Below are 25,795 nucleotides of genomic sequence, written 5' to 3'. Positions count from 1 at the left end.
AGCCCAAGGGGGTGATCGTGCACAGCGACCGTGGCAGCCAGTACTGCTCGGCGGCTTACCAGGAACTGATCCGAGCCCATCACTTGCGATGCAGCATGAGCGCGAAGGGCAACTGCTACGACAATGCCTGTGCGGAGAGCTTCTTCCACAGCCTGAAGGTCGAATGCATCCACGGCGAGCGTTTCATGAGCCGCGCCCAGATGCGTGAAACCGTGTTTGAATACATCGAAACCGACTACAACCGCCAGCGGCGTCACAGCACGTTGGGGCACATCAGCCCGGAGGCCTTCGAGGCCCGGATGAGTGCTTAAACCCGTGTCCACGACTGCTGGGCAAGATCACCAAGCTGCGTGCCCTTGGACAGAGCCATTCGCGGGAAGGCTTCGACATCCGCCCGGAACTCTATGATCTGTGGGTGGACTCGCTTCTCCTGGCCGTCAGGCAGCACGATCCGGAGGTTGACCTTGAAGACCTTGCTGCCTGGCGTGAAGTGCTGGGCAAGGGCATCAACGTCATCAAGTCGTACTACTGATCTATCCCCTCCCCCGCTCCAGCAGATGGCTCATCGCCGTCTTCAGCTTCATCGGCCGCACCGGCTTGTGCATCAGCACCTGGCCGAGTTCGCGCATCTGCAGCTTGAGGTCGTTGCTGTAGTTGGCGGTGATCATCAGCACCGGCAGCGGCGCGCTGCGCCGGGCGTTGAGTTCCTGGACCAGGTCGGCGCCGGTGTGGCCGTTGTCGAGGTGGTAGTCGACGACCAGGATGTCGGCCACGCCCTGCACGGTGTCGACCTGGCGGGCGAGGTCGTCGCCGGACAGCGCGGTGACCACGTCGCAGCCCCAGCCTTCCAGCAGGGTGCGCATGCCGGCGCAGATCGCCGCATCGTTGTCGACCACCCAGACCCGCGCGCCCTGCAGGTGTTCGCCGGGCGGTGGCGGCAGTTCGCTCTGTTCGCGCGGGCGCGGCACGCTGCGTGCGTAGGGCACCTCGACGGCGAAGCAGGAGCCGATGCCCTCGCGCGAATGCACGCGGATGCGGTGGCCGAGCATGCGCACGATCTTCTCGACGATGGCCAGGCCCAGGCCCAGGCCGCGGTCCTGGGTGGCGCGCACCGGGGCGCCGCGCTTGAACTCCTGGAAGATCTCGCCGAGCTTGTCCGGGGCGATGCCGGCGCCGGTGTCCCACACCTCGATGGACAGCCCGCCGGGACGCCGCCGGCAGCCGAGCAGCACGCGGCCGCTGGCGGTGTAGCGGATGGCGTTGCTGAGGAAGTTGCGCAGCACCCGCGCCAGCAGCTGGGTGTCGCTCTTGACCAGCGCCGAGCTGGGCACGAAGTCGAGGGTCAGCCCTTCGCTGGCGGCGATCTGGTGGTATTCGGCGGCGAGGTTGTCGAGCAGGTCGGCGATGGCGAAGGCGCCGACGTCGGGCTTGATCACCCCGGCATCGAGCTTGGACACGTCGACCAGGGTGCCTAGCAGGCTTTCCACGTCCTCCAGCGAGTTGCTGACGTTGCGGATCAGCCCGGCGCTGGGCGCCGGCACCGGCTGTTCGAGCAGCGCGCTGGTGAACAGGCGCGCGGCGTTGAGCGGCTGCAGCAGGTCGTGGCTGACCGCGGCGAGGAACTTGGTCTTCGACAGGTTGGCCTGCTCGGCCTCGCGCTTGGCCTCGCGCAGGCGCGCCTCAGCGCGGGCGCGCTCGTCGATCTCCTCGCGCAGCTGGCTGTTCACCGCGGTCAGTTCGGCGGTGCGCTCGCGCACCCGGCGCTCGAGGTTCTGGTAGGCCTGGTGCAGCGCCTCGGCGGTGCGCCGCCGTTCAGTGATGTCGCGGATCAGCACGAAGATGCCGAGCACTTCGCCACCCGGCTGGCGGTTGGGCACGTAGGAACGCAGCATGTAGCGCTCCTGACCGGCCTGGTTGCGCTCGGCCACCTCGAAGGTGACGCTCTCACCGGCGAAGGCGCGTTCGATGTAGGGCTCGAGCAGGCGGCAGTGCTCCTCGCTGTGCACCGCGTGGATGCTCTGGCCGAGCATGGCGCCGCGCGGCCAGCTGTACCACTCGTCGTAGACGCGGTTGGTGAATTCGTAGGTGAGGTCGCCGCTGATGTAGGCGATCAGCGCCGGCACCTGGTCGGTGATCAGGCGCACCCAGCGCTCGCTCTCGCGCAGGGTTTCGGCGTAGCGGTAGCGCTCGGTGATGTCGGTGTAGGTGTTGACGTAGCCGCCGGCCGGCATCGGATGGGTGCGCACCTCGAGCACGCGGCCGTCGCTCAGGCGCTGCTCGCGCTCGCGCAGCGGGCGGCCGCCGGCATCAAAGCTGTCCGGGGTGAGCAGCTCCAGTTCGCTGTCGGCCATCACCTCGGCGAACGGCCGGTGCGCCTCGATCGGCGCCAGGCCGCTGAGTTCGAGGAAGCGGCCGTTCCACAGCTCCAGCTCGCCCTCGGCGTTGATCACCGCGACGCCCTGGGACAGGTTGTCCATGGTGCGCTGCAGCAGACGCGACTTCTGCGCCACCGCCTGTTCGCGGCGCGCGGTCTCGTGGATCTTCACCTCGGTGATGTCGGTGTAGAGGATCACCAGGCCGCCCTCGCGGGTCGGCCGCTCGCTGACCTGCACCCAGCGGCCGTCGTGCAGGCGGTAGAGGGTGCGCTCCTGCTCGGCGCCGCCGTGCTCCTCGACCACCAGCCCGGAGCTGATCGCCAGGCGCTTCACCTCGGTCAGGCGCATGCCGCGGCGGATGCGGCCCTGCAGGTCGCCCCACAGCGCCTGGAAGCGGCGGTTGAACAGCAGGATGCGCTGCCCGGCGTCGAACAGCACGAAGGCGTCGGAGATGCTCTCGATGGCGTCGATCAGGTGCTGGTGGGCGGTCTCAGCGCGGCCGCGCGCCTCGCTGAGCAGCGCGTTGCTGGTCTGCAGCTCGGTCATGGCGCGGTTCAGCGCGTCGGTGCGCTCGCGCACCTGTTCGGCGAGCACCACCGAGTGCTGGAAGGCGGCGTAGGCGTCGGCGCCCTGCGGACCGGCGGACTCGACGCGCTCGATCAGCGCGGCGTTGATCCGCTCCAGCTTGAGGTTGCGCGCTTCCAGCTCGGCGAGCCGGACGCGCAGCTCAGCGGCACAGGCCCCGTCCGGGTCGGCCGATGGCGACGCCGGTGAAGGTCTGGTTGATGTGCATGCCATTGAACTGCTCCCCGTAGGTGTTGAAGCCGATCACGCGGTGGCGGACCAGCAGGCCGGCGGTGTCGGCCACCAGGTCGCGCGCTTCCACTTCCATGCGGCGCAGGAAGCAGTCGCAGCCGATGGTCAGCAGCAGCGGGCCGAGACGCTGTTCGAGGCCGTCGAACAGCGCCCGCAGGTTGGGCAGCAGCGGCCCGGGCTGCATGGCGGTGAGGACGATGCCGTTCTCCACCGCACAGTAGAAGGTCAGGCTGAGGTCCTCGTTGACCCGCTGGATCGAGCGCACGTAGTGCTGTTCGCCGAGGCGCACCGCCAGCGGGTGCAGGGCGAAGGTCTTGAGGTCGAGCTGCTGGGGATCGAGGCCGAGCAGGCGCGCGTACTCCAGCGCCGCCGGTTCGGCGTTGAGTTCGAATACGGTGCGGCTGGCCGGGTCGGCGGCGGTGACCACCAGCTTCTCGTCGCGCGGCTGGATGTGGTGGGTGGTGAACACCTCGAAATCCAGCGCGGTGTGCACCAGCACCACCACCGCGGCGCCGGTATGGAAGCGTCCGTCGTGGTAGACGTGGGTGCGGGTCAGGTGGTTGTCGTCGCCGGCCGAGCCGCCGAAGTGCGGAATGCGCCCGAAGGCGGCGTTCAGCGCGGAGAGCACCAGCTCCTCGCGGCTGGACAGGCCGTCGAGCAGGGTCAAGGCGAAGCTGTGTCCGCTGATCGGCTCGCGGCTGCTGCCGCGGCACTCCTCGGCCAGCTGGGCGACCACCTGCTGGGCGTCGAGCAGGCTGAAGCTGTCCAGCGCGTCGATGCGCGCGGCGGCGATGGAGAAGCTGCGATGGTCGAAGCCGATGGCGCTGACGCAGCCACGGCCGTAGCCCTGCGGGGTGATCTCGCCGGCGGTGGTGCAGCCGACCAGACGCACGCCGCCGAAGTACTGCTCCAGGGCGTTGGCGAGGGCGGGCAGGTCGTATTCGGCACTGCAGAAGAACAGCACGCAACCCAGGTGCGGGTGCATCAGCTGGCGGGCCAGGTCCTGGGCCACGGTTTCCGCGTCGGTCGACTCGGAAAGGGCCATGCGGACGACGTCGTTCAGATCTTCTTCCACGTCGCCTCCGGACCGGCAGAACACACAGACGGGATCATTCTAGAAAGGCGGTGGCGGGCGGGTAATGCTACTTGGGTACTGCCCGGCCCCCTCTTTGGGGGTACGGCGCAGCAAGCGGAGAACCCGTGCCGCGGTCGTTGCGCGCAAGACGGCGGGCGCAGGCGACCCACGGTCGCCGTACAGCCTGCCGCCCCGCTATCGATGGGGCACCGCCCGGAGGATGGAGAGCCGCTCGGCGCCTCTCCACCGCGACGCGCCGGATGGAAGCGACCCACGGTCGTCTTTCCACCCGGCCCCGGGGCGGGAGTGGCAGCCTTAGAAGCTCAGCGTGGCACCGATGGCGAAGGTGCGGGTTTCCTCGTCGAGGGCGTCGCTGTCCTGGCCTTCGATCTCGAACTGGTTCAGCTCGGCGACCAGCTTGAGGTTGTCGTTGATGTCGTGGAAGAGCGCAATGCCGCGGGTCTCGTAGTCGGCTGCGCTACCCAGACCGTTGCCGTCGTCTTCGGTCTTGCCGTAGGACAGGGCGACGCGGTTCTTGCCGATGCGGTAGGAGCCCTGCAGCAGGTAGCCTTCGCTGTCGACCTCGCGCAGCTGCGCCTCGCCGGCGTTGTTGGTGAAGAACGGATTGATGCCCTCGGCCTGGAAGCCGGACGCGGTCAGCGACAGGTTGCCCATCTTGGCCTGCACGCCGTAGCCGACGCCGGTGGAGTCGACGTCCTCGACGCTGTCGTCGGTGTTGTCGGAGCTCTGCTGCATGCCGTTGACCCAGGAGTAGATCTGCGCGCCGCCGACTTCGAACTGGTAGGTGATCTCGGTTTCGAAGCGCGGGGCTTCCTGGTAGGCCTTGTCGAGGGCGGAGCTGGCGTCGTCGGTGGTGTCCACCGGATCCATGATGCCGGCGGCGATGCGCAGGCCGCCCATCAACGGCGAGCGGTAGGTGATCTGCGAGGTCGGGAACGGGTACGGGTAGCCGCTGCCGATGTTGCCGAACGACACGCCGCCGCCGTCGACTAGGCCCAGGGTGTCGCTGACCTGGCCGTAGCCGGTGAGCATTTCGTCGAGCAGGATGTTGGAGCGGGCGAACAGGCCGAAGTCCTTACCGAACAGCACCTCACCCCATTCGGAGCCGGAGGCGGTGCCGTAGAACTGACGGACGTCGATGGCGGTAGCGGTGCCGTTGGTATCGCTGTCGTTGATGGTCACCCAGAACGAGGAGCGGCCGCCGAGCTTGATGTCGTCGACCTGCTTGCCGAAGTTGAAGCCGATGTAGTTGGGCAGAAAGCCCATCTTGACCCGCGACTGATCACGGTCGAACTGCTCGCCGGGACGGTCGACGTCACTGTTGACGTAGAAGGTGTTGAAGTAGCCATCGGTCGAGAAGGTGGTGTCGTTCTTGTCGTACAGCACGATCTCGGCAGCAGCCGGGAGGCTGAATGCCAGGGTGATGGCAGCGGCCAGCAGGGAATAGCAGGCTTTGTTCTTGTTGTTCATCTTGATCTCCGCATGCGTCAGGACGACTGCCTGATCCAACAGTCGCGCCGATTATCCGGAGCCGGCCGGTGGCGGCCGTATTCTGCACAGGCAGCGAACGTCTCGTGCTTTGGCAGGCCAGTACGGCGCACACCGAAGGCAGCTCGTCCGCGAGGGGCGGAAGTCGCAGTACTTGTGCAGGGTGGCCGATGCTTTGGGAGTAAGCGAAGAATTGGTAATAGCTATCGGGAATCTCTAGATCGCGGTGACAGGGAGACCTTAACAACCCAGACGGCTACCACTCTTGAACAAAACGGTGGAAGGATTGAAGAAGTCGGTGCGTCGCCTTCAGCCAAGCCCTGCACGACTGACCCTATAGACCGAGTGCGGCGTCAGGTGCAGTGGCCATGCAGCTCTTTTCGTTCGCTGATCGCCCGCAAGGCGCGCGCCAAGGCTTCCCATCGCCGCGGCGACCTGCGGATAATGCCCCGGCCGCTCTGCCGCGGCCATTCCAGCCGCCAGGAACGTCCGTCGTGCTCGACATCCTCACCATCACCGCCCCCATCTTCCTGCTGATCGGCCTCGGTTTCCTGTCCGTGCACGGCGGCCTGCTCGCTCGCGAGCAGATCCGCGGCATCAGCAGCTTCGTCATCCACTTCGCCCTGCCCGCCCTGCTGATCCACTCGCTGGCCACCCGGCCGATCGAGGAAATCCTCAATGCCGGCTACCTGCTGGCCTACGGCCTGGCCTCGCTGGCGGCGTTCGCGGTGGGCTTCGCGCTGTCGCGCTGGTGGCGTCGGGAAAACCTGCAGGGCGCGGCGATGACCGGCCTCGGCATGTCGGCCTCCAACAGCGGCTTCATCGGCTATCCGGTGGTGGTGATGGTGGTCGGCCCGCTGGCGGCGCTGCCGATGGCGCTGTGCATGCTGGTGGAGAGCCTGCTGATGGTGCCGCTGGCACTGACCCTGGCCGAGGCCGGGCGGCAGAACGGCGGTTCCGCACGCCAGGTGGCGGTGGAGATCGTCCGCCGCCTGGCGAAGAACCCGGTGCTGATCGGCATCGTCGTCGGCCTGGGGCTGTCGCTGCTGGAGCTGCGCCTGCCACCGATCCTGCTGCGCCCCATCGAGATGCTGGCCCAGGCCTCGGCGCCGGTGGCGCTGTTCGTCATCGGCGGCACGCTGTACGGACTCAAGCCCGGCGGCATGCTGATGGATGCCTCGCAGATGGCGCTGGGCAAGCTGGTGCTGCACCCGCTGGCGGTGTTCGTCGCCTTCAGCCTGGTGCCCGGCGTCGGAGCCGACATGAAGATCGCCGCCCTGCTGTTCGCCAGCGCGCCGATGTTCACCGTCTACCCGCTGCTCGCCCAGCAGTACGGCCTCGAGGACCGCTGCGCGGCGGCGCTGGTGGCGACCACCGTGCTGTCGTTCTTCAGCATGAGCGTGCTGCTCGGCGTGCTGCCGAGCCTGCCCATCACGGGCTGAGCAGCCAGCGCCACTCGGCGCCGCCCAGCTCGACGGCCGCCCGCTGCAGGCATTCGACGTCCAGCTGCAGCAGCGCCTCACGCACGGCAGCGTGCTGGCCGGCAGCCCGCCCGCCCAGCCAGTCGCTGCAGGCATTCAACAGCCGAGCCCGACGACTGCCGCCGTCCAGCGCCTCCAGCGCGGCTTCACGGGCCTGCTGCAGGCGCTGCGCAGACAACCCCGCCAGGGCCGAACCCTGCTGCTCGATGAAAGTGCGCAGCGCCTGCTGCAGACGCTGCCCATTGGCGTGCGGCGACTGCACGCCGAACTGCAGCTCGGCGCCGTCCTCGCCGGCGTGGAAGCGGCTGAACAGCGCATAGCCCAGCCCCTGCTCGACGCGCAGCGACTGGTAGAAGGCGCCCTGCTGGAGAATCGCTAGCACCCGCCAGGCCGCTTCCAGCACGGGCTGGCCGGGCGGCGCCAGCAGACGCAGCAGCACAGCCTGCTCGGCGCCGCCCGGCTCGTCCATGACAGGCAGGCGCTGCTCGTGCTCGCCGCCACGCCAGGGCGCCGCGGCAGAGAGCGGCGCGCCGACGACCGGCTGACCCAGCCCGCTCAACGCCGCCGCGGCGGCCGCCGGCAGCGCGCCGAAGCGCCGGCCATGCAGCAGCGCCGTGGCGAAGAAGGCCTGCAGCCGCTCGCGCAGCTCGGCATCGCTCAGCTCATCGAGGCGCACCTCGTCCGCCGCCGCGTCGAGCGGCACGCGCCAGCCGGCGGCGGGGTGCGCCAGCAGCTGGCGCAGCAGCAGTTGTTGCGCCGTCGCGGCACGCCGACGCTGCAGGGCGGCACGCCACGCGGCAGGTTCGCCGTCGCGCAGGGTTGCCAGCAGATGCGTCAGCACCCGTGGCAGCACCTGCGCCGGCCCGCTCAGACAGCCACGCAGCTGGCCCGGACGCGACAGCGGTTGCCAGTCATGACCAAGCCGCGCAGCGCCGGCCAGCGCCTGCTGCCACTGGCTGGCCAGCGCCGCCTCGGCCAGTTCGGCGACCAGCCGGGTCGCTGCATCGCTGGCGCCAGGCAGCTGCCAGGCCAGCAACAGCGCGGCATGCCCGGGGCGCAGGGTGAGCGTGTCATCCTGTGTCCAGCCCGCCGGCCAGGCCGCGCCAGCGCCCGCGCCGCCAGCATCGACAAACGGATTGCGCGGTGGCACCTGCCAGGCCGGCAGCGCCACGGCCGGCAGGCCGGGCAATGGCGTGACCGTCGCACGCACGGGAAACCTGGGGGTGAGTGCGCCGTCGTCCAGTCGCTCGCGGGCGATCTGCAGGATCAGCCGCTGCGGACTCACCTGCGCCAGCTCGCGCAGGCGTTGCCGCGGCGCCGCGGCTTCGCTCGCCCACGGCTGCCACTCGATGCCGCCCTGGCGCTGCCAGCGCTCGACCCACAGGCCGGCGCGCTCCATCGGCGCCAGCTCCAGCTCCTGCCAGGCCTGCTCGCGGCTCAGCGCCGGCCACTCGTCGGGCGGCAGCGCCAGCGCCGGATCGCCGGCCAGCGCGCGCAACCAGTCGCAGCACAGGGCGGCAATCGCCCGCTCCGCACCACAGCCATGCTCCTGCAGCTCGATGCGCAGCACCAGCAGGGCCTCGCCGGCGCCGCCGGGGTGGCAGTCGACGCTCAGCTGCTGCGCCCAGCCACGTGCGCGCAGCTCGGCCAGCAGGCCACCGTCAGCCGGCTGCGCCACCGCCTGGCGCAGCAGCGCCAGCAACTCGTCCTCGCGCGCGGGCGCCACCCGCAGCGGCAGCCACAGGCTCATGTGCTGCAGGACCTGCGGCTGCTCCAGCGCCAGCTCGACCGCGCCCTGCCCGACCGGCCACAGCGAAGGCCAGGACTCCTCGGCCGTTCGCGCGCCGGCCGGCAGCGCCCCGGCCAGTTCGCGGGTCACGTGCTCCAGCTCGTCCAGCGACTGCGGCCCGCTGACCAGCAGACGCAGGTTGGCGCCGCCGTAGTGGCGCCGCTGCCAGGCGCGCAGGTCGGCGAGCAGACGTGGATCGCTGGTGTCCAGGGTGTCGCGCGAGCCGGCGTGGAAACGCGCCAGCGGATGCTGCGGGTGCAGCTGCCCGGCGATCGCCCCCTGCAGCTGGCAGTCGCCATCGGCGCAGCGCGCCCGGTATTCGGCCTCCAGCACCTCGCGTTCGGCCTGCAGGCGCGCGTCCGCCAACAGCGGCCGGGCCAGCAGGTCGACCAGGCGCAGCAGCGCCGGACGCAGCTCGCGCGCCGGCATCTCCAGGTAGTAGAGGGTCTGCAGGCCGAGGGTGCGGGCGTTGTAGCGCCCGCCGTGGCCGTGCACGTAGGCGGCGAAGGCGTCGACTTCGGGAAAGCCGCGGCTGCCGAGAAACAGGCTGTGCTCGAGGAAATGCGCCAGTCCCGGCCACTGCGGCGGTTCGTGGAAGCTGCCGGCCGCCACGCTGATCGCCAGGGCCACGCGAGTGGCCTGCGGGTCGTGCAGCACGGCGGCCGACACGCCGTTGCCCAGTCGCAGGCTGCGGTGCGCCAGTTGCGGGAAGTCGGAGTCCATGAGCCAGAACTTGTGCGGGAACGGAAGACTGCAGCATCCCGCCTCGGCCGCCGGCGGGCAACCCTGCGCAGGTCGCAGGCAGTTGCGACCAAAGTACTGCCGGCAGACGCAAAAAGGGCGCGGCATCGCTGCCGCGCCCTTTTCCCTGCTCAGGCCAGCCGCGGGCTGGCCGTGCGGATTACTGCTGCACGCCCTGGGCGCCCGGCAGCGGACGCAGGTTCACTTCCACGCGGCGGTTCTGCTGGCGACCGGATTCGTTGGCGTTGCTGGCCACCGGCTGATCCGGACCGGCGCCACGGGTGGTGACCCGGCTCGGGTTGACGCCCTGGGAGATCAGGTAGTTGGCCACGCTCTGCGCGCGGCGCTGGGACAGGCCCATGTTGTACTGGTAGCCACCGGTGCTGTCGGTGTGGCCGACGATCTCGATGCTGTTCTGGTCGTACTGCTTGAACGAGTTGGCCAGGTTGTTCAGCGGATTGTAGAAGCCGCTGGAGATGTCCGCCGAGTCGGTGGCGAAGGTGATGTTGCCCGGCATGATCAGCTGGATGTTGTCGCCCTGGCGCTGCACTTCCACGCCGGTGCCCTGCATCTGCTGGCGTAGCTGGGCTTCCTGCTTGTCGGCGTAGTAGCCGTAGCCGGCACCGCTGGCGCCACCGACGGCAGCGCCAATCAGCGCGCCCTTGCCGCGGTCGTCATGGCTGATCAGCGCACCGGCCGCGGCACCGGCCAGGGCACCGAGGCCGCCGTACTTGGCGGTCTTGCTCATCCCGGTGGAATCGGTCTGGGCACCCTGATCATAGGGATTCTGCGTGGCACAACCGCTCAGCAGGGCGAGGGCGGCAGCGGACAGGATCAGGCGACTCGACAGTTTCATTGGGTAGTTCTCCTTGAACGATTCGAACCCGCATTTCACGGGCAACTGGCCATTAGAGGCAGATGACGGCAATAAATTCCCGGCGATATGCACTCAGGCACGGATGAACGGATTCTCGCGCATTTCCTCACCCAGCGTAGTCTGCGGACCGTGGCCTGTGATCACCGTCGCGTCTTCGTCGAGGGTGTACAGGCGCTGCTTGATCGAGCGCTCGATGGTGGCGTAGTCGCCGCCCCACAGGTCGGTGCGGCCGATGCCACGACGGAACAGGGTGTCGCCGGCGATCAGCAGCTTGGCGTCGGCGAACCAGAAGCTCATCGAGCCCGGCGTATGCCCCGGCGTGTGCAGCGCCACGCCGCAACCGCAGGCCAGCTCCTCGTCGTCGCGCAGGTACTGGTCCGGCGCCGGCACCGGGCTGTAGGGCACGCCGAACATGCGGCACTGCATCTCCAGACCATCCCAGAGGAAACGGTCGTCCTCGTGCAGGTGCAGGGTCGCACCGGTACGCTTCTTCATCTCGCCGGCGGCGAGGAAGTGGTCGAGGTGGGCGTGGGTGTGCACGATGCTCACCACCTTGAGGCCGTGCTTGTCCAGGCGCGCCATGATCAGTTCCGGATCGCCACCCGGATCGACGACGATGGCCTTCTTGGTCAGCGGATCACCGATGATGGTGCAGTTACACTGCAACGGCCCGACGGGAAAGGTTTCGCGGATCAGGGCGGGCTGGGTGGTCACAGGACAGGCTCCGAAAGGGTCAGATGCCACCATCTTGGCACAGTGCAGGAAGTTTTCCGCCTCCGCGGCCAGCGCTTGCTCAGAAACGCAGGCCCAGCGTCAGACTCAGATAGTCGCGATCGACCAGCGTGCTGTATTCGCCGCCAAAGAACTCGGTGTACGCCAAGCTGGCGCTGTAGGTGTCCCGGTAGTCGGCGTCCAGGCCGAGGCTGAACGCCTGGCGCCCCTCGACGAAGGTGGCTTCCGGAGCCGGCGAGTGTCCCTCGACGTCGTGGGCCCAGGCGAGGCGAGGCGCCAGGTCGATGCCGGCGAACACCCGCGGATACTCCCAGACTGCCTGCAGCCGGTAGCCCCAGGCGTCGCGGCTGGTGAAGCCGTCGTTCTCGCAGTAGCGTCCGCTGGCACCCGCCGGCAACGGGCAGTCGCCGTCGGCCTGCGGGCCGGGGCCGAACAGCGGGTCGCGGCCGTCGCGCCCGTCCAGGTCGCCGACGTGGATCCAGGCCAGCTCGCCGACCAGGCTCAGGCGGCTGGCGCCCATCACCTGATCGAAGTGGTGTTCGAGACTGGTCCGCAGCTGGCTGACGGCTTGCCGCCGCCAGGCGGGCTGCGCCTGCCCGGCAGCGAGGCCGTCGCCGATGGAGGGCTGCAGCGGCGCGTCGGGCCGATGGCTGAACTCGCCGCGCCAGACGCTGCCGCCGGCCAGGGTGGTGGCGAAGCTGAGGCCGTAGAGGCGGATATCCTCGGGGTAGGCAAGGAAGTAGCCGGCGTCGGTCAGGCCGAGCAGCGGCAGGCGGCTGTGGTAGTTGAGCAGGTAGGCGCCGAAGTCGGTCGCCAGCGGCTCGAGATAGTAGTGCAGGGCCAGGCCGAACTGGCCGGAGTCGCGGGCGTCGCGATCCGCGCCGCGCGGCAGCGGCGCGCCGGCGGGCCGCGCCAGCTGGTTGCAGCCGTCGGCCAGGTAGTCCGCCTGGGCCAGGAAGGTGGCGCAGTTGTCCTGCGTCGTCGGCCGCCATTCCAGTTGGTAGAAGGCCTCCAGCATCAGCGCATCATTGATGCTCTGCGCCCCGTGCAGCAGGTTGACCGGCAGGCGGCCCTCGCGCAGCGGCGCGTCGGGCCGGCGCCAGATCGCCGCGTCGAACGGGTTGATCGCGTCGATGCCACCGGGGATCAGCAGGCCCTCACCCCAGTGCAGCAGCTGCCGGCCGAGGCGCAGGCTGCCGGGCTGCTCGCCGATGGCATGATCGCGCCAGGCGAAGGCCTCCAGCCACTCGGCGCCGCTGGCCTGCGCGCCGCGCTCGCGGCCGTGGTCGTCGATGGCGGCGAACGGCCGGGCCTCGTCCTTGAGTTCGAAGTCGTACCAGTAGCGACCGCTGAGCAACAGGCCGCTGGCGCCGGACTTGAGTTCCAGCGCATGCCGGCCGCTGAAGCGCTTGCTGAAGGTTTCGCCACGCTTGAAGTTGAGGCGGCCGTCGTCGCCGCTTGCCGCCGGCGCGCGGCCGCCGTTGCTGGCGCCGATCAGGTCGCGATCGGCGCTGTCGGTGGCCCAGCGGGAGGTCAGCGCCAGCTGCGAGTCGAACTGCCCCTCCAGCGCCCCGATGTTGAAGGGCACGGCCTGGGCCGGCACAGCCAGGCTGGCCGCCAGCGCCGCGACCAGTCGCGCTCGGCACGCACGCCCCGGCGACGGGATTCTGCTCATCGATGCCAACGCGACTCTCCATGCGGGGATCAAGGGTGTGGCTGTTCAGGTCCGACGCGGCAGGCGCGCTGCCCCGCGGTGGGCATTATCGGACAACTGACGGCCGCTGCGGTTGCACTCTTTGCCGCCACGCCATTCGGCGGCCAGCCCCCACTCGGCCTCTTGCAGCCTGCTGCCCAAGGTGTAGAGTCGGTTTTAGTGCACCGCAACAACAAGTCCAACAAGGCGAGGAATTCCCGATGTCCGAGATCGTCATCGTCAGTGCCGCCCGTACCCCGATGGGCGGCTTCCAGGGCAGCCTGTCCGCCCTCACCGCGCCGCAACTGGGCGCCGCCGCCATCCGCGTCGCGGTGCAACGCGCCGGCATCGCCCCGACCGAAGTGCAGGAAGTGATCATGGGCTGCGTGCTGGCCGCCGGCCTCAAGCAGGGCCCGGCCCGCCAGGCGGCGCTGGACGCCGGCCTGCCGGCGGCCACCGGCTGCACCACCATCAACAAGCTGTGCGGCTCGGGGATGAAGGCGCTGATGCTCGCCCACGACCTGCTCAAGGCCGGCACCAACACGGTGATGGTCGCCGGTGGCATGGAAAGCATGTCCAACGCGCCCTATGTGCTGGAAAAGGCGCGTAGCGGTCTGCGCATGGGCCACGCCGAACTTAAGGACCACATGTTCCTCGACGGCCTCGAGGATGCGCGCAGCGGCCGGCTGATGGGCGCCTTCGCCCAGGAGACTGCCGACCAGTACGGCATCAGCCGCGAGGCGATGGACGCCTACGCCATCGAGTCGCTGCGCCGTGCCCAGACCGCCATCCAGAATGGTTCGCTGGTCGCCGAGATCGTCCCCATCACCGTAACCACCCGCAAGGGCGAGGTGGTGGTCCAGGACGACGAGCAGCCGCTGAACGCCATGCCGGACAAGATCCCCAGCCTCAAGCCGGCGTTCAGCAAGGACGGCACCATCACCGCCGCCAACTCCAGCTCGATCTCCGACGGCGCCTCGGCGCTGGTGCTGATGACCGCCGAAGAAGCCAAACGTCGCGGCCTGCAGCCGCTGGCGCGGATCGTCGGCCACGCCACCCAGAGCCAGGAGCCGGGCGAATTTACCCTCGCCCCGGTCGGCGCGCTGACCAAGCTGTTCGCCAAGACCGGCTGGAGCAAGGACGACGTCGACCTGTTCGAGATCAACGAAGCCTTCGCCATGGTCACCATGCTGGCGATGCGCGAGCACCACCTCGACCACGCCAGGGTCAACGTGTTCGGCGGCGCCTGCGCCCAGGGCCATCCGATCGGCTCGACCGGCTCGCGGATCGTCGTCACCTTGATCAACGCCCTGCGCCGTACCGGCGGCCGCCGTGGCGTCGCGGCCCTGTGCATCGGTGGCGGCGAGGCGACGGCGCTGGCGGTGGAACTGCTGTAAGCGGTGTTGCGGGTTCATTCGCCAGGGGCGTTGCGCTAGGCTGCGCAGATGATCGCGCGCGCGCCGCCTTGCGGCTGCGCTGCCCCTGCCGAAGGACTGCCCCATGACCCGAGCCGTATTCCTCGACCATCCCTCCCTCGACCTTGGCGACCTCGACCTGGCGCCGCTGCGCCAGGTGTTCGGCACGCTGGTGCTGCACGAGCAGACCGCACCGCAGCAGGTCGCCGAACGCCTCAAGGGCGCGCAGGTGGCGATCAGCAACAAGGTGAAGCTGGACGCCGCCACCTTCGCCGCCTGTCCCGAACTCAAGCTGGTACTGATCGCCGCCACCGGCACCAACAACGTCGACCTCGACGCCGCCCGCGCCCACGGTGTCACCGTGTGCAACTGCCAGGGCTACGGCACCCCGTCGGTGGCCCAGCACACCCTGATGCTGCTGCTCGCCCTGGCCACCCGCCTGCCCGACTACCAGGCCGCGGTACGCGCCGGACGCTGGCAGCAGTCCAGCCAGTTCTGCCTGCTGGACTTCCCCATCGTCGAACTGGAAGGCAAGACCCTCGGCCTGCTCGGCCACGGCGAGCTGGGCAGCGCGGTGGCGCAACTGGCGCGCGCCTTCGGCATGCGCGTGCTGCTCGGCCTGCTGCCGGGGCGCCCGGCGCGCGACGGCCGCCTGCCGCTGGACGAGCTGCTGCCGCAGGTCGACGCGCTGACCCTGCACTGCCCGCTGACCGAAGAGACCCGCCACCTGATCGGCGCCCGCGAACTGGGCCTGATGAAGCCCGGCGCCTTCCTGATCAACACCGCCCGCGGCGGCCTGGTCGACGAACAGGCGCTGGCCGACGCCCTGCGTGCCGGCCATCTGGGCGGCGCCGCCACCGACGTGCTCAGCGTCGAGCCGCCGAAGGACGGCAACCCGCTGCTGGCCGCCGACATTCCACGGCTGATCGTCACCCCGCACAGCGCCTGGGGTAGCCGCGAGGCGCGCCAGCGCATCGTCGGCCAGCTGGCGGAGAACGCCGCCGCCTTTGGCAGAGGCGAGCCGATGCGCGTCGTCTCGTAGGGTGGCGGAATCGACTCCCGCAGGAGCCAGCTTGCTGGCTCCTGCCACGTTCGCGCGACTGCCCTGCGGATTTGCCAGCGCCACGCGCTTTGCCTAATCTGCCCGCCTTTTGTTCCGGAGATGTCCGATGGATCCGCGTAGCGAAGTGCTGTTGCGTCAGGCCAAACTGTTCGGCGGTCCCGTGCTGCTCGCCGGCCTGCCGGCCGACGGCCTGCTCGGCGAGCTGCCCGAGGCGCAGGGCTGGAGCTGGCTGCAGCACGAGCAGCTGGCGCTCGAGGCGCGCTATCCCGGGCGCTGCCAGTTCGGCACCCAGGTGCCGGCGCAGGCGTTCGCCGGCGCAGTACTGTTCCTGCCCAAGTCGCGCGAACTGACCGACTACCTGCTCGCCGCCCTCGCCGCGCGCCTGCCCGGCGGGACGCTGTGGCTGGTCGGCGAGAAGCGCGCCGGCATCGAGCGTGCCGCCAGGCAGCTGGAGCCCTTCGGCCGGCCGCGCAAGCTGGACAGCGCGCGCCACTGCCAGCTGTGGCAGGTGACGGTGGAGCAGGTTCCGGCCGCGCCTGATCTCGAGGCCCTCGCCCGCCGCTACCCGGTGGCCACGGCCGACGGCGAACTGCAGGTGGTCAGCCTGCCCGGCGTGTTCAGCCACGGCCGCCTGGACGTCGGTTCGCGCCTGCTGCTCGAGCACCTGGACGGCCTCCCGCAGGGCGAGGTGCTGGACTTCGGCTGCGGTGCCGGGGTGCTCGGCGCCGCGCTGCAGCGCCGCTATCCGGCCAGCCGCCTGCACCTGCTCGACGTGGATGCCTTCGCCGTGGCCAGCAGCCGCCTGACCCTGGCCGCCAACGGCCTTGGCGGCGGCGTGCAGGCCGGTCGCGGCATCGCCGATGCCCCCCACGACCTGTCGGCCATCGTCAGCAATCCGCCGTTCCACCAGGGCGTGCACACCGACTACCAGGCCACCGAGCAGCTGCTGCGCGAGGCCGCCCGCCACCTGCGCCCCGGCGGCGAGCTGCGCCTGGTGGCCAACAGCTTCCTCAAGTACGCGCCGCTGATCGAGCAGCACCTCAGCCCCTGCCGGGTGCTGGCCGAGCGTGATGGTTTCCGGGTGTATTCGGCGCGGCGTCCCTGACGCGCAGACACATCGCCTGTAGGAGCGGATCTATCCGCGATTGACTCCGATACGGCGGTCATCGCAGATAGATCCGCTCCAGCGCAGGGTTGCCTCCCCTGCTGCGCTTGGGCACAATGCCCGCCGTCCTGAGGGAGTAGTCTGCCGCCGAGCGATTCGGTGGCGTGCGCGTCAACATACTTGGTCAGCAGACCATGGCGCGTACAACCGGTAGCTGCCGCGCAGCCACCTTGGTTTGACAAGACTCATGACACTCACAAGCCGACCCGGGGCGGGCAGGCTGTGCGTGTCATGTAATTGTCGACCCGCCCCTCTGGAATCTCTAATGGAAGCCCTGCAATCCCTGTTCGTCCCCACCGGCCTCGTCGCCCTCGCCGAAATCGGCGACAAGACGCAGCTGCTCGCCCTGCTGCTCGCTGCCCGCTTCCGCCGCCCCTGGCCGATCATCTGGGGCATCCTGGTCGCCACCGTGGCTAACCACTTCGCCGCCGGCGCGGTGGGCAAATGGGTCGCCTCGTTCTTCAGCGAAGCCACCCTGAGCTGGATCCTCGCCGCCTCCTTCCTCGCCGTCGCCGCCTGGATGCTGATCCCGGACAAGCTGGACGACGACGAAGAATCGCACCTCAAGCGCTACGGTCCGTTCCTCACCACCCTGATCGCCTTCTTCATCGCCGAGATGGGCGACAAGACGCAGATCGCCACGGTGATGCTGGCCGCGCAGTACGAGTACTTCTGGCTGGTGATCGCCGGCACCACGCTGGGCATGATGATCGCCAACGTGCCGGTGGTGCTGGCCGCGCATTTCTCGGCCGACAAGCTGCCGATGACCCTGATCCACCGCGTCTCCGCGCTGTGCTTCGTGGCCCTGGCGCTGTACGCCGCCTGGAATGCGGCGAAGCTGAGCGGCTGGCTCGGCTGATCCGCCGCGGGCGCCGGGCTTCCACCTCCGTCCCATAGCCGTTTGTCGACAAACGGCTTACCCTCCTGTGAAGTGGGGAAATATAACGGAGTACCAGAATGTCCCGGCTCGCGCGCGTTCCGCTGTTCACCGCCTGGCGCCAGTCCCTGCGCGCCGGCTACGGCCGCCAGGCCCTGCGCGGCGACATTCTCGCCGGCCTCACCGTCGGTATCATCGCCATCCCGCTGGCCATGGCCCTGGCCATCGCCGTCGGCGCACCGCCGCAGCACGGCCTGTACACCGTGCTGGTGGCGGCCCCGCTGATCGCCCTCTGCGGCGGCTCGCGCTTCAACGTCTCCGGCCCCACCGCCGCCTTCGTGGTCATCCTGCTGCCCATCGTCCAGCAGCACGGTCTCAGCGGCCTGCTGCTGTGCAGCATGCTCGCCGGCCTGATCATGATCGCCCTCGGCCTGCTCAAGGCCGGTCGGCTGATCCAGTTCGTGCCCTACCCGGTGACCCTGGGCTTCACCGCCGGCATCGGCATCGTCATCGGCGGCCTGCAGCTCAAGGACGCCCTCGGCCTGACGGTGAGCGCCAGCGCCGCGCACTTCCCCGAGCAGATGTTCAACCTGCTGGGCGCGCTGCCCAGCGCCCATCTCGGCGATGCGCTGATCGCCGCCGCCACCCTCGGCGTGCTGATCGTCTGGCCGCGGCTGGTGCCGCGGGTACCCGGCCATCTGGCCGCCCTGGCGGTGGGTACCCTGCTCGGCCTGCTGCTGGAATTCGGCGGCTTCGACATCGCCACCCTCGGCGAGCGTTTCAGCTACACGGTGGACGGCGTCGTGCACGCCGGCATCCCGCCCTACCTGCCGGGCTTCGCCCTGCCTTGGCAGCTGCCTGGCGCCGCGCCGCTGAGCTTGGCGCTGATCCGCGAACTGCTCGCCCCGGCGATGGCCATCGCCATGCTCGGCGCTATCGAATCCTTGCTCTGCGCGGTGGTCGCTGACGGCATGAGCGGCAGCAAGCACGACTCCAACGGCGAGCTGATCGGCCAGGGCCTCGGCAACCTGATCGCCCCGCTGTTCGGCGGCATCACCGCCACCGCGGCGATCGCCCGCACCGCCGCCAGCGTGCGCGCCGGCGCCTTCTCGCCGCTGGCGGCGATCGTCCATGCCGGCGTGGTGCTGGCCGCCATGCTGCTGCTGGCGCCGCTGTTCAGCTACCTGCCGATGGCCGCGCTGGCCGCGCTGCTGCTGATGGTGGCGTGGAACATGGCCGAGGCGCCGCACGTGATGCACACCCTGCGCATCGCGCCGCGCAGCGACGTGCTGGTGCTGCTGACCTGCCTGGTGCTGACCGTAGCGTTCGACATGGTGCTGGCGGTAGGTGCCGGCCTGCTGCTGGCCGCCGGTCTGTTCATCCGCCAGATGAGCGCGCTGACCGACACCGCGCCGCTGCCGCGGCACTTCCACCAGGCCCTGCAGGATCTGCCCGAGCATGTGCTGGCCTACGCGATCCGCGGCCCGCTGTTCTTCGGCGCGGCGGAAAAGGCGCTGAACACCCTGTGCCGCTTCACCCCGGGGCTGAAGGTGGTGATCGTCGACCTCAGCGCAGTGCCGCTGCTGGACATGACCGCGCTGGCGGCGCTGGACACCGTGCTGCGCGACTTCCACCACCACCGCGTCGGCCTGATCTTCAGCGGCACCACCTCGCGAGTGCGCCTGCAGCTGCGCCGCGCCGGCATCCACCTGCACAACCACCAGCTGGCCTACGTGCACGACCTGGATCAGGCGCGCAGCAAGGCGCTGAGGTGGCTGGAGGAAAAGGCGGACTCGGCGGCCGCCGAGTCCGTGTAGGAAAGGTTGCCGGGACCCGCTGCAGGCGCAACGAGAACGTTCGCGGCAACGCGCTTACATGCCCTTGACCGCAAAGATCCCCGGCGCGTTGCGCCAGTAGCCCTTGTAGTCCATGCCGTAGCCGAAGATGTAGCGGTCGACGCAGGGCAGGCCGACGTAGTCGGCGTTCATGTCCGGGCGCGCCTTGCGGTCGTGCTCCTTGTCGATCAGCACCGCGGTGTGCACCGCACTGGCGCCGGCGTGCTTGCAGTAGTCGACGATGGCCGCCAGGGTGTGCCCCTCGTCGAAGATGTCGTCGATGATCAGCACTTCGCGATCGATCAGCGACACTTCCGGCTTGGCCTTCCAGAACAGCTCGCCGCCGCTGGTTTCGCCGCGGTAGCGGGTGGCGTGCAGGTAGGACAGCTCCAGCGGGAAGTCCAGCAGCGGCAGCAGCTTGCCGGCGAAGATCAGCCCGCCGTTCATCACGCAGAACACCAGCGGATTGCGCTCGGCCAGCTCGCGGTTGATTTCCCCGGCCAGGCGCGCGATGGCGGCGTCCAGCTGGTCGGCGGTGTACAGGCAATCGGCTTCGGCCATTACCTGGCGGATGTGCGCGAGTTCGACGGACATGGCAGCGTCTCCTTGGGGGTTGGCCCCACGCGGCGGCGGAGCAAAGGGAGGCAAAGTTACCCATCCCCCCGCATCCCGGCAAGCCTGCGCGGACAAATGCGCCACACCTCGCGGTGCCGGGCGACACGGATGCTTTACTCTATGCCGATCACCCGTCCAGACCTGGAGACGCCCATGCCCGTGCACGAAATCCGTCATCCGCTGATCCGCCACAAGCTCGGCCTGATGCGCCGCGCCGACATCAGCACGAAGAATTTCCGCGAGCTGGCCCAGGAGCTGGGCGCCCTGCTGACCTACGAGGCCACCCAGGACCTGCCGCTGGAGGATTGCCGCATCGACGGCTGGTGCGGCGAGGTCGCGGTGGAGAAGATCGCCGGCAAGAAGATCACCGTGGTGCCGATCCTGCGCGCCGGCATCGGCATGCTCGACGGCGTGCTCAGCCTGATTCCCAGCGCCAAGGTCAGCGTGGTGGGCCTGGCGCGCAACGAGCAGACCCTCGAGGCCGAGCGCTATCTGGAGAAACTGGTGCCGGAGATCGACCGCCGCCTGGCGCTGATCATCGACCCGATGCTGGCCACCGGCGGCTCGCTGATCGCCACCATCGACCTGCTCAAGCAGGCCGGCTGCCGCGAGATCCGTGCCCTGGTGCTGGTCGCCGCGCCGGAGGGCATCGCCGCGCTGGGCGCCGCCCATCCGGAGGTGCACATCTACACCGCCGCTATCGACGAGCGCCTCAACGAGCACGGCTACATCATCCCCGGCCTCGGCGATGCCGGCGACAAGATCTTCGGCACCCGACAGAAGGACGCCTGAGCCTGTCCGGCGCGCGACAGCGCGAGGCCGCTCGCCAGACGACAGCGCCGCGATTATCCTCAACCTGCTGCCCGGCGCCGCCGGCCGGGACCTCAAGGCTCACGATGGACAACACCCAAGGCATGACCGCATCCCCCCGCCCCACCCACAAGCCGCGCCCGCTGATCGACCTGGCGGTGAGCATCCTGCTACCCTCCGCGGTGCTGATGAAGCTGAGCAGCCCGGAGCGCCTCGGCGCCGACGGCGCGCTGCTGCTCGCCCTGGCCTTCCCGCTGGGCTGGGGCGCCTTCGAGCTGCTGCGCTACCGCAAGTTCAACTTCATCGCCCTGCTCGGTCTGGTCAGCGTGCTGCTCACCGGCGGCATCGGCCTGCTGCAGCTGGACAGTCGCTGGCTGGCGGTCAAGGAGGCGACCATCCCCGGCATCATCGGCCTGGCCGTGCTGTTCTCCACCCGCACCCGCAAGCCGCTGATCCACAGCCTGCTGTACAACGACAAGGTGCTCGACGTGGCGCGCATCCAGCAGCAGCTGCAGGCGCGCGGACAGACCGCCGTCTTCGAGCGGCGCCTGCTCAACGCCACCTACTGGCTGAGCGGCACCTTCTTCTTCTCCGCGGCGATGAACTACATCCTCGCCCGCTGGCTGGTCAGCAGCCCGGCCGGCAGCGAGGCGTTCAACGCCGAGCTGGCGCACATGAACCTGCTCAGCTACCCGATGATCGCCATTCCCTCGATGCTGATGATGATGGCGATCTTCTACTACCTGTGGCGCACCATCCACGATCTGACCGGACTTGGTCTGGACGACATCATGGCCGCCCACCACCGCGACAAGCACTGACTTGCCTGTGCCCCCTCTCCCATTCATGGGAGAGGGGGCAACTCGCCACATCCCCGGTCATCATGCGATTTCCCTGCCGGACGGTGCGCATCCCGCGCCGTCCTGACATAGAATGCGCGGCCGTTTTTTCCGGAGCCGCTCCCCATGACCCTCGCCACGCCTGCCCGCGCCTGCGGCATCGACTTCGGCACCTCCAACTCCACCGTCGGCTGGCTCCGCCCCGGCAGCGACAACCTGATCGCTCTCGAGGACGGCAAGGACACCCTGCCCTCGGTGCTGTTCTTCAACTTCGAGGAGCAGCGCCCGGCCTTCGGCCGCCAGGCGCTCGGCGAATACCTCGACGGCTACGAAGGCCGCCTGATGCGCTCGCTGAAGAGTCTGCTGGGCTCGCCGCTGCTGGGCAGCGCCACCACCGTGCTGGGCAGCGCGATGCCGTTCAAGCAGATCCTCGGCCTGTTCCTCGGCGAGCTGAAGGCGCGCGCCGAAGCCGAGGCCGGTCGGCCGTTCGAGCAGGTGGTGCTGGGCCGCCCGGTGTTCTTCGTCGACGACGATCCGGCCGCCGACCGCGAGGCCGCCGACACCTTGGTCGAGGTGGCGAAGACCCTCGGCTTTCGCGACGTGTCGTTCCAGTACGAGCCGATCGCCGCGGCCTTCGACTACGAGGCGGGCATCGCGGGCGAGGAACTGGTGCTGATCGTCGACATCGGCGGCGGCACCTCGGACTTCTCGCTGGTGCGCCTGTCGCCGGAGCGCCGCGCGCTGGCCGAGCGCCAGGCCGACATCCTCGCCACCGGCGGCGTGCACATCGGCGGTACCGACTTCGACAAGCAACTGAGCCTCAACGGGGTGATGCCGCTGTTCGGCTACGGCAGCCGGATGAAGAGCGACGCGCTGATGCCGACCAGCCACCACATGAACCTGGCCACCTGGCACACCATCAACGCGGTCTACGCGCAGAAGTCGAAGATCGCCCTGGAAAGCATGCGCTACGACATCGCCGACCCGACCGGCATCGACCGCATGCTGCGCCTGATCGAGCAGCGCGCCGGTCACTGGCTGGCGATCGAGGTGGAGGACAGCAAGATCGCCCTCACCGGGCAGGACAGCCGCCATATCGACTTCGGCCGCATCGAGGCGGGGCTCTGCGCCGACCTGACCCGCGCGCTGTTCGAGGACGCCATCGCCGCGCAGCTCGAGCGCATCAACGCCAGCATCGGCCAGCTGCTCGCGGATGCCGGCGTCGGCGCCGCACAGGTCGACACGCTGTTCTTCACCGGTGGTTCCAGCGGCATCCCGGCGCTGCGCCAGAGCGTGGCGAGCCTGCTGCCCAACGCCCGCCAGGTCGAGGGCAACCGTTTCGGCGGCATCGGCAGCGGCCTGGCGATCGAGGCGCACAAGCGCTATGGCTGAAGCCGCGACCTTCGAGAGCTGGGCGAAACGCCAGCAGACCACTAGAATGTGATTTCCAGCACAAAACCACCAGCCATCCGTCGGGAACGACAGGCTGCAGTGGACAATCTGGCGAATGCCAGCTAATGGCCGCCGGCCAGCTGTTGTTCAGGGATACGGACCTTCACGAGCAAGGGATGTGCGTAGCATGGCGATGACCGAAAGCAACCTCCTGCGCCTGCAGCTGTTCGGCATGCTGGCGCTGGTGTTCACCCTGACTCTGGCCCTGGGCGGCTACTTCACCCTGCAGCAGATGCGCAGCTTCCGCGCCGACAGCGCCGCCCTCGAGGCTGCCGCCCAGCGCGAGCAGGAGGCCATGCTCGAGTCCTCGCTGACCACCCTGCACGACCAGATCGACCATCTGCGCCGCAGCACCGAGGCAGTGCTCAAGCACGACGTCAGTCAGCAAGTCGACCACGCGCTGCAGCTCGCCGATGCCCTCTACCAGCGCGAAAAGGGCCACCGCCCCGAGCGCGAGATCCGCCAGCTGATCATCGAGGCCCTGCGCCCGCTGCGCTTCTTCGGCGGCAGCGGCTACTTCTTCATCGACGACCTGGCCGGCAACTGCGTGCTGCTGCCGATCAACCCCGAACGCGAAGGCCAGTCGCTGCTCGACAATCGCGATGTCGACGGCCGCTACATCATGCGCGACCTGCTGGCAGCCGCCGACAACCCGCAGCGACGCGGCTTCGCCCGCTACCGCTGGTACGCGCCGGACAGCCCCGGAACGATGACGGAAAAGATCGCCTATGTGCGGGTATTCGAGCCGTTCGGCTGGCTGATCGGCAGCGGCGAGTACCTGTCCAAGATCGACCAGTTGCTGCAGCAGCAGGCCCTGAGGCAGCTGCGCGCCACGCGCATCGGCAGAAACGGCTACGTCGCGGTGATCCACCGCGACGGCCGCGTGCTGCTGTCGCCGAGCAATCCGGCCGCCGAGGGCCGGCGGATCGACGAGTTGCCCGCGGACGAACAGGCGGTGATCCGCACCATCCTCGAGACCAGCCGCAACGGCGGTGGCTTCACCCGCTATCACTGGCGCAGCCTGGTCGAGCCGCAGCTGAGCAGTAAGCTGTCGCTGGTCAGCAACCTCGACGAATGGGACTGGATCCTGGTCAGCGGCGTCTATCTGGACGAGCTGGAGAACAGCCTGGCGCAGCGTCAGCTCACCCTCGAGCAGAACCTGCACGCCGACCTGAAGACCACCGCCCTGGCCCTGCTGCTGGTGATGGCGCTGGCCTTCATGCTGGCCGTGGGCCTGTCGCGCTGGTTGTCGCACCGCTTCGCCCGCTACCAGCAGGACATCGATGCCGGCCACGAACGCCTGCGCGTGTGGGCCGAGTCCGATCCGCTGACCCAGTTGCCCAATCGCGCCCGACTGCGCAGCCGCCTGGACGAGGCAATCGCGCGAGCACAACAGCACGGCCAGCAAATAGCCCTGCTGTTCATCGACCTCGACCGCTTCAAGAACATTAACGACTCGCTCGGCCATGCCGTCGGCGACGAGCTGCTGATCCAGGTCGCCCAGCGCATCTCCGCGGCGCTGCGCGCCAGCGACACGGTCAGCCGCCTGGGCGGCGACGAGTTCGTCGTCCTGCTGGAAAACCTCGGCCACGCCGATCAGGCCGCGCAGGTCGCCAACAAGCTGCTGCAGGCCACCAGCGGCCAGTACAGCGTGGTCGGCCACGAGCTGGCGATCACCCTGAGCATCGGCATCGCCGTCTACCCGGCCGACGGCGGGGATGCGGAAACCCTGCTGAAGAACGCCGACACCGCCATGTACCACGCCAAGGCGGCGGGGCGGAACAACTTCCAGTTCTTCGCTGCGGACATGAACAAGCGGGTCTGCGAGCATCTCGAGCTGGAAAACCGTCTGCGCCACGCGCTGGAGCGCGACGAGCTGAGCCTGCACTACCAGCCGCAGTACGATCTGGAGAGCGGCCGGCTGAGCGGTTGCGAGGCGCTGATGCGCTGGCACAACCCGCTGCTCGGCCAGGTGCCTCCGGACAAGTTCATCCCGATCGCCGAGGACAGCGGCCTGATCGTGGCGCTCGGCGAGTGGGCGCTCGACGAGGCCTGTCGCCAGGTCATGGCCTGGCACGCCGCCGGCCTGCCGCTGCTGCCGGTGGCGGTGAACGTGTCGGCCGTGCAATTTCGCCATGCCGACCTGGCCGGCCAGGTGGCGCGCGCCCTGCAGCGCAGCGGCCTGCCGGCCCAGCTGCTGGAGCTGGAACTGACCGAAAGCGTGCTGGCGGAAAACCTCGAGCAGGTCGGCGCCACCCTGCAGCGTCTCAAGCAGCTGGGCGTGCGCCTGGCGATGGACGACTTCGGCACCGGCTATTCGTCGCTGAGCTACCTCAAGCACTTCAAGCTCGACACCCTGAAGATCGACCGCTCGTTCGTCAGCGGCCTGCCCAGCGGCGACGACTATGCCGCGCTGACCGTCGCCATCATCGGCATGGCCCACTCGCTGGGCATGACCTGCATTGCCGAGGGCATCGAAACCGCCGCCCAGCACGACTTCCTGCGCGGCCATGGCTGCAGCCACGGCCAGGGCTATCGGCTGTCCCGACCGCTGAGCGCGCAGGCGCTGGGCGAGCTGCTGGCAGCCTGCCAGGCGGTCGAGCAGACCGCCCCCGCCCGGCCCCTCAGCACTTGAT

At 69.1% G+C, this 25,795-nt stretch carries 19 protein-coding genes and 1 pseudogene; 12 read left to right on the top strand and 8 right to left on the bottom strand.

All coding sequences use genetic code 11. The features are described from left to right. Together BMZ19_RS04270 and BMZ19_RS04265 are read left to right on the top strand one after the other, a co-directional pair. On the top strand, nucleotides 1-311 hold a 311-nt coding region (locus BMZ19_RS04270; protein WP_139214635.1), incomplete at its 5' end, for an IS3 family transposase. A 29-nt stretch (nucleotides 312-340) separates the two neighbouring features. Beyond that, nucleotides 341-532: pseudogene (locus tag BMZ19_RS04265) on the top strand (globin); the annotation flags it as partial. Nucleotide 533: 1 nt separating this feature from the next. On the opposite strand, the gene nahK reads toward BMZ19_RS04265, so the two are convergent. From nahK to BMZ19_RS04250, 3 genes are all read right to left on the bottom strand, one after another. Then, nucleotides 534-3,173: a hybrid sensor histidine kinase/response regulator NahK/ErcS' gene (gene nahK, locus BMZ19_RS04260; protein ID WP_090307318.1), complete on the bottom strand. Its 2,640-nt coding sequence runs from the start codon at nucleotides 3,171-3,173 to the stop codon at nucleotides 534-536. Beyond that, nucleotides 3,103-4,236 carry a nitric oxide-sensing protein NosP gene (gene nosP / locus BMZ19_RS04255; RefSeq protein WP_090307379.1) on the bottom strand — a complete coding sequence of 378 codons (1,134 nt, stop codon included), beginning with the start codon at nucleotides 4,234-4,236 and terminating at the stop codon, nucleotides 3,103-3,105. Before nosP ends, nahK begins: the two co-directional genes overlap by 71 nt. A gap of 345 nt (nucleotides 4,237-4,581) precedes the next feature. Next, nucleotides 4,582-5,757, bottom strand: a complete 1,176-nt coding sequence (locus BMZ19_RS04250) for a porin (protein ID WP_090307376.1) — start codon at nucleotides 5,755-5,757, stop codon at nucleotides 4,582-4,584. 512 nt (nucleotides 5,758-6,269) lie between these two features. Between BMZ19_RS04250 and BMZ19_RS04245 the strand changes: the two genes are divergently transcribed. After that, nucleotides 6,270-7,217, top strand: coding sequence for an AEC family transporter (locus BMZ19_RS04245; RefSeq protein ID WP_090307316.1), 948 nt, complete (start codon nucleotides 6,270-6,272; stop codon nucleotides 7,215-7,217). On the opposite strand, the gene BMZ19_RS04240 is transcribed toward BMZ19_RS04245, so the two are convergent. From BMZ19_RS04240 to BMZ19_RS04225, 4 genes are all read right to left on the bottom strand, one after another. After that, on the bottom strand, nucleotides 7,207-9,768 hold the full coding sequence (locus BMZ19_RS04240) for an insulinase family protein (protein WP_170847702.1): 2,562 nt from the start codon (nucleotides 9,766-9,768) through the stop codon (nucleotides 7,207-7,209). The two genes, BMZ19_RS04245 and BMZ19_RS04240, sit on opposite strands and share 11 nt — an antisense overlap. A gap of 178 nt (nucleotides 9,769-9,946) precedes the next feature. Beyond that, nucleotides 9,947-10,642, bottom strand: coding sequence for a YiaD family glycine zipper/OmpA-like lipoprotein (locus BMZ19_RS04235; protein ID WP_090307311.1), 696 nt, complete (start codon nucleotides 10,640-10,642; stop codon nucleotides 9,947-9,949). 93 nt (nucleotides 10,643-10,735) lie between these two features. After that, nucleotides 10,736-11,377: an MBL fold metallo-hydrolase gene (locus BMZ19_RS04230; RefSeq protein ID WP_170847701.1), complete on the bottom strand. Its 642-nt coding sequence runs from the start codon at nucleotides 11,375-11,377 to the stop codon at nucleotides 10,736-10,738. Nucleotides 11,378-11,456: 79 nt separating this feature from the next. After that, nucleotides 11,457-13,070, bottom strand: coding sequence for a DUF1302 domain-containing protein (locus BMZ19_RS04225; protein ID WP_090307306.1), 1,614 nt, complete (start codon nucleotides 13,068-13,070; stop codon nucleotides 11,457-11,459). A gap of 239 nt (nucleotides 13,071-13,309) precedes the next feature. On the opposite strand from BMZ19_RS04225, the gene BMZ19_RS04220 reads away from it, so the two are divergent. The 5 genes from BMZ19_RS04220 to dauA all read left to right on the top strand — a co-directional run bounded on the left by BMZ19_RS04220 (nucleotide 13,310) and on the right by dauA (nucleotide 19,425). Then, nucleotides 13,310-14,485, top strand: a complete 1,176-nt coding sequence (locus BMZ19_RS04220; RefSeq protein WP_090307303.1) for an acetyl-CoA C-acyltransferase — start codon at nucleotides 13,310-13,312, stop codon at nucleotides 14,483-14,485. Nucleotides 14,486-14,588: 103 nt separating this feature from the next. Next, a complete protein-coding gene (locus tag BMZ19_RS04215) occupies nucleotides 14,589-15,545 on the top strand; it encodes a 2-hydroxyacid dehydrogenase (RefSeq protein ID WP_090307300.1) in 957 nt (318 codons plus the stop codon). 127 nt (nucleotides 15,546-15,672) lie between these two features. After that, on the top strand, nucleotides 15,673-16,671 hold the full coding sequence (locus tag BMZ19_RS04210) for a methyltransferase (protein WP_090307298.1): 999 nt from the start codon (nucleotides 15,673-15,675) through the stop codon (nucleotides 16,669-16,671). 334 nt (nucleotides 16,672-17,005) lie between these two features. Continuing rightward, nucleotides 17,006-17,590, top strand: coding sequence for a TMEM165/GDT1 family protein (locus BMZ19_RS04205; protein ID WP_090307373.1), 585 nt, complete (start codon nucleotides 17,006-17,008; stop codon nucleotides 17,588-17,590). Between the two features lie 98 nt (nucleotides 17,591-17,688). Next, nucleotides 17,689-19,425, top strand: coding sequence for a C4-dicarboxylic acid transporter DauA (gene dauA, locus BMZ19_RS04200; RefSeq protein ID WP_090307295.1), 1,737 nt, complete (start codon nucleotides 17,689-17,691; stop codon nucleotides 19,423-19,425). A 54-nt stretch (nucleotides 19,426-19,479) separates the two neighbouring features. On the opposite strand, the gene BMZ19_RS04195 is transcribed toward dauA, so the two are convergent. Beyond that, nucleotides 19,480-20,037, bottom strand: coding sequence for a hypoxanthine-guanine phosphoribosyltransferase (locus tag BMZ19_RS04195; RefSeq protein ID WP_090307292.1), 558 nt, complete (start codon nucleotides 20,035-20,037; stop codon nucleotides 19,480-19,482). Between the two features lie 174 nt (nucleotides 20,038-20,211). On the opposite strand from BMZ19_RS04195, the gene upp reads away from it, so the two are divergent. The 4 genes from upp to BMZ19_RS04175 all read left to right on the top strand — a co-directional run bounded on the left by upp (nucleotide 20,212) and on the right by BMZ19_RS04175 (nucleotide 25,794). Further along, the gene (gene upp / locus BMZ19_RS04190) at nucleotides 20,212-20,850 is read left to right on the top strand and encodes a uracil phosphoribosyltransferase (RefSeq protein ID WP_090307289.1); all 639 of its coding nucleotides are present in this window, start codon (nucleotides 20,212-20,214) and stop codon (nucleotides 20,848-20,850) included. Nucleotides 20,851-20,972: 122 nt separating this feature from the next. Continuing rightward, entirely contained in the window at nucleotides 20,973-21,689 is a 717-nt protein-coding gene (locus BMZ19_RS04185) for a VC0807 family protein (RefSeq protein WP_090307370.1), read from the top strand. A gap of 144 nt (nucleotides 21,690-21,833) precedes the next feature. Next, a complete protein-coding gene (locus tag BMZ19_RS04180) occupies nucleotides 21,834-23,099 on the top strand; it encodes an Hsp70 family protein (RefSeq protein ID WP_090307286.1) in 1,266 nt (421 codons plus the stop codon). Between the two features lie 187 nt (nucleotides 23,100-23,286). Further along, the gene (locus tag BMZ19_RS04175) at nucleotides 23,287-25,794 is read left to right on the top strand and encodes a cache domain-containing protein (protein WP_170847700.1); all 2,508 of its coding nucleotides are present in this window, start codon (nucleotides 23,287-23,289) and stop codon (nucleotides 25,792-25,794) included. Nucleotide 25,795 lies beyond the last annotated feature (1 nt).

This window comes from Pseudomonas linyingensis, assembly GCF_900109175.1.
GTDB classification, from domain to species: Bacteria; Pseudomonadota; Gammaproteobacteria; order Pseudomonadales; family Pseudomonadaceae; genus Geopseudomonas; species Geopseudomonas linyingensis.
The sequence above is the reverse complement of the archived record's forward strand: the minus strand, read 5'-3'. Positions and strand labels throughout refer to the sequence as shown.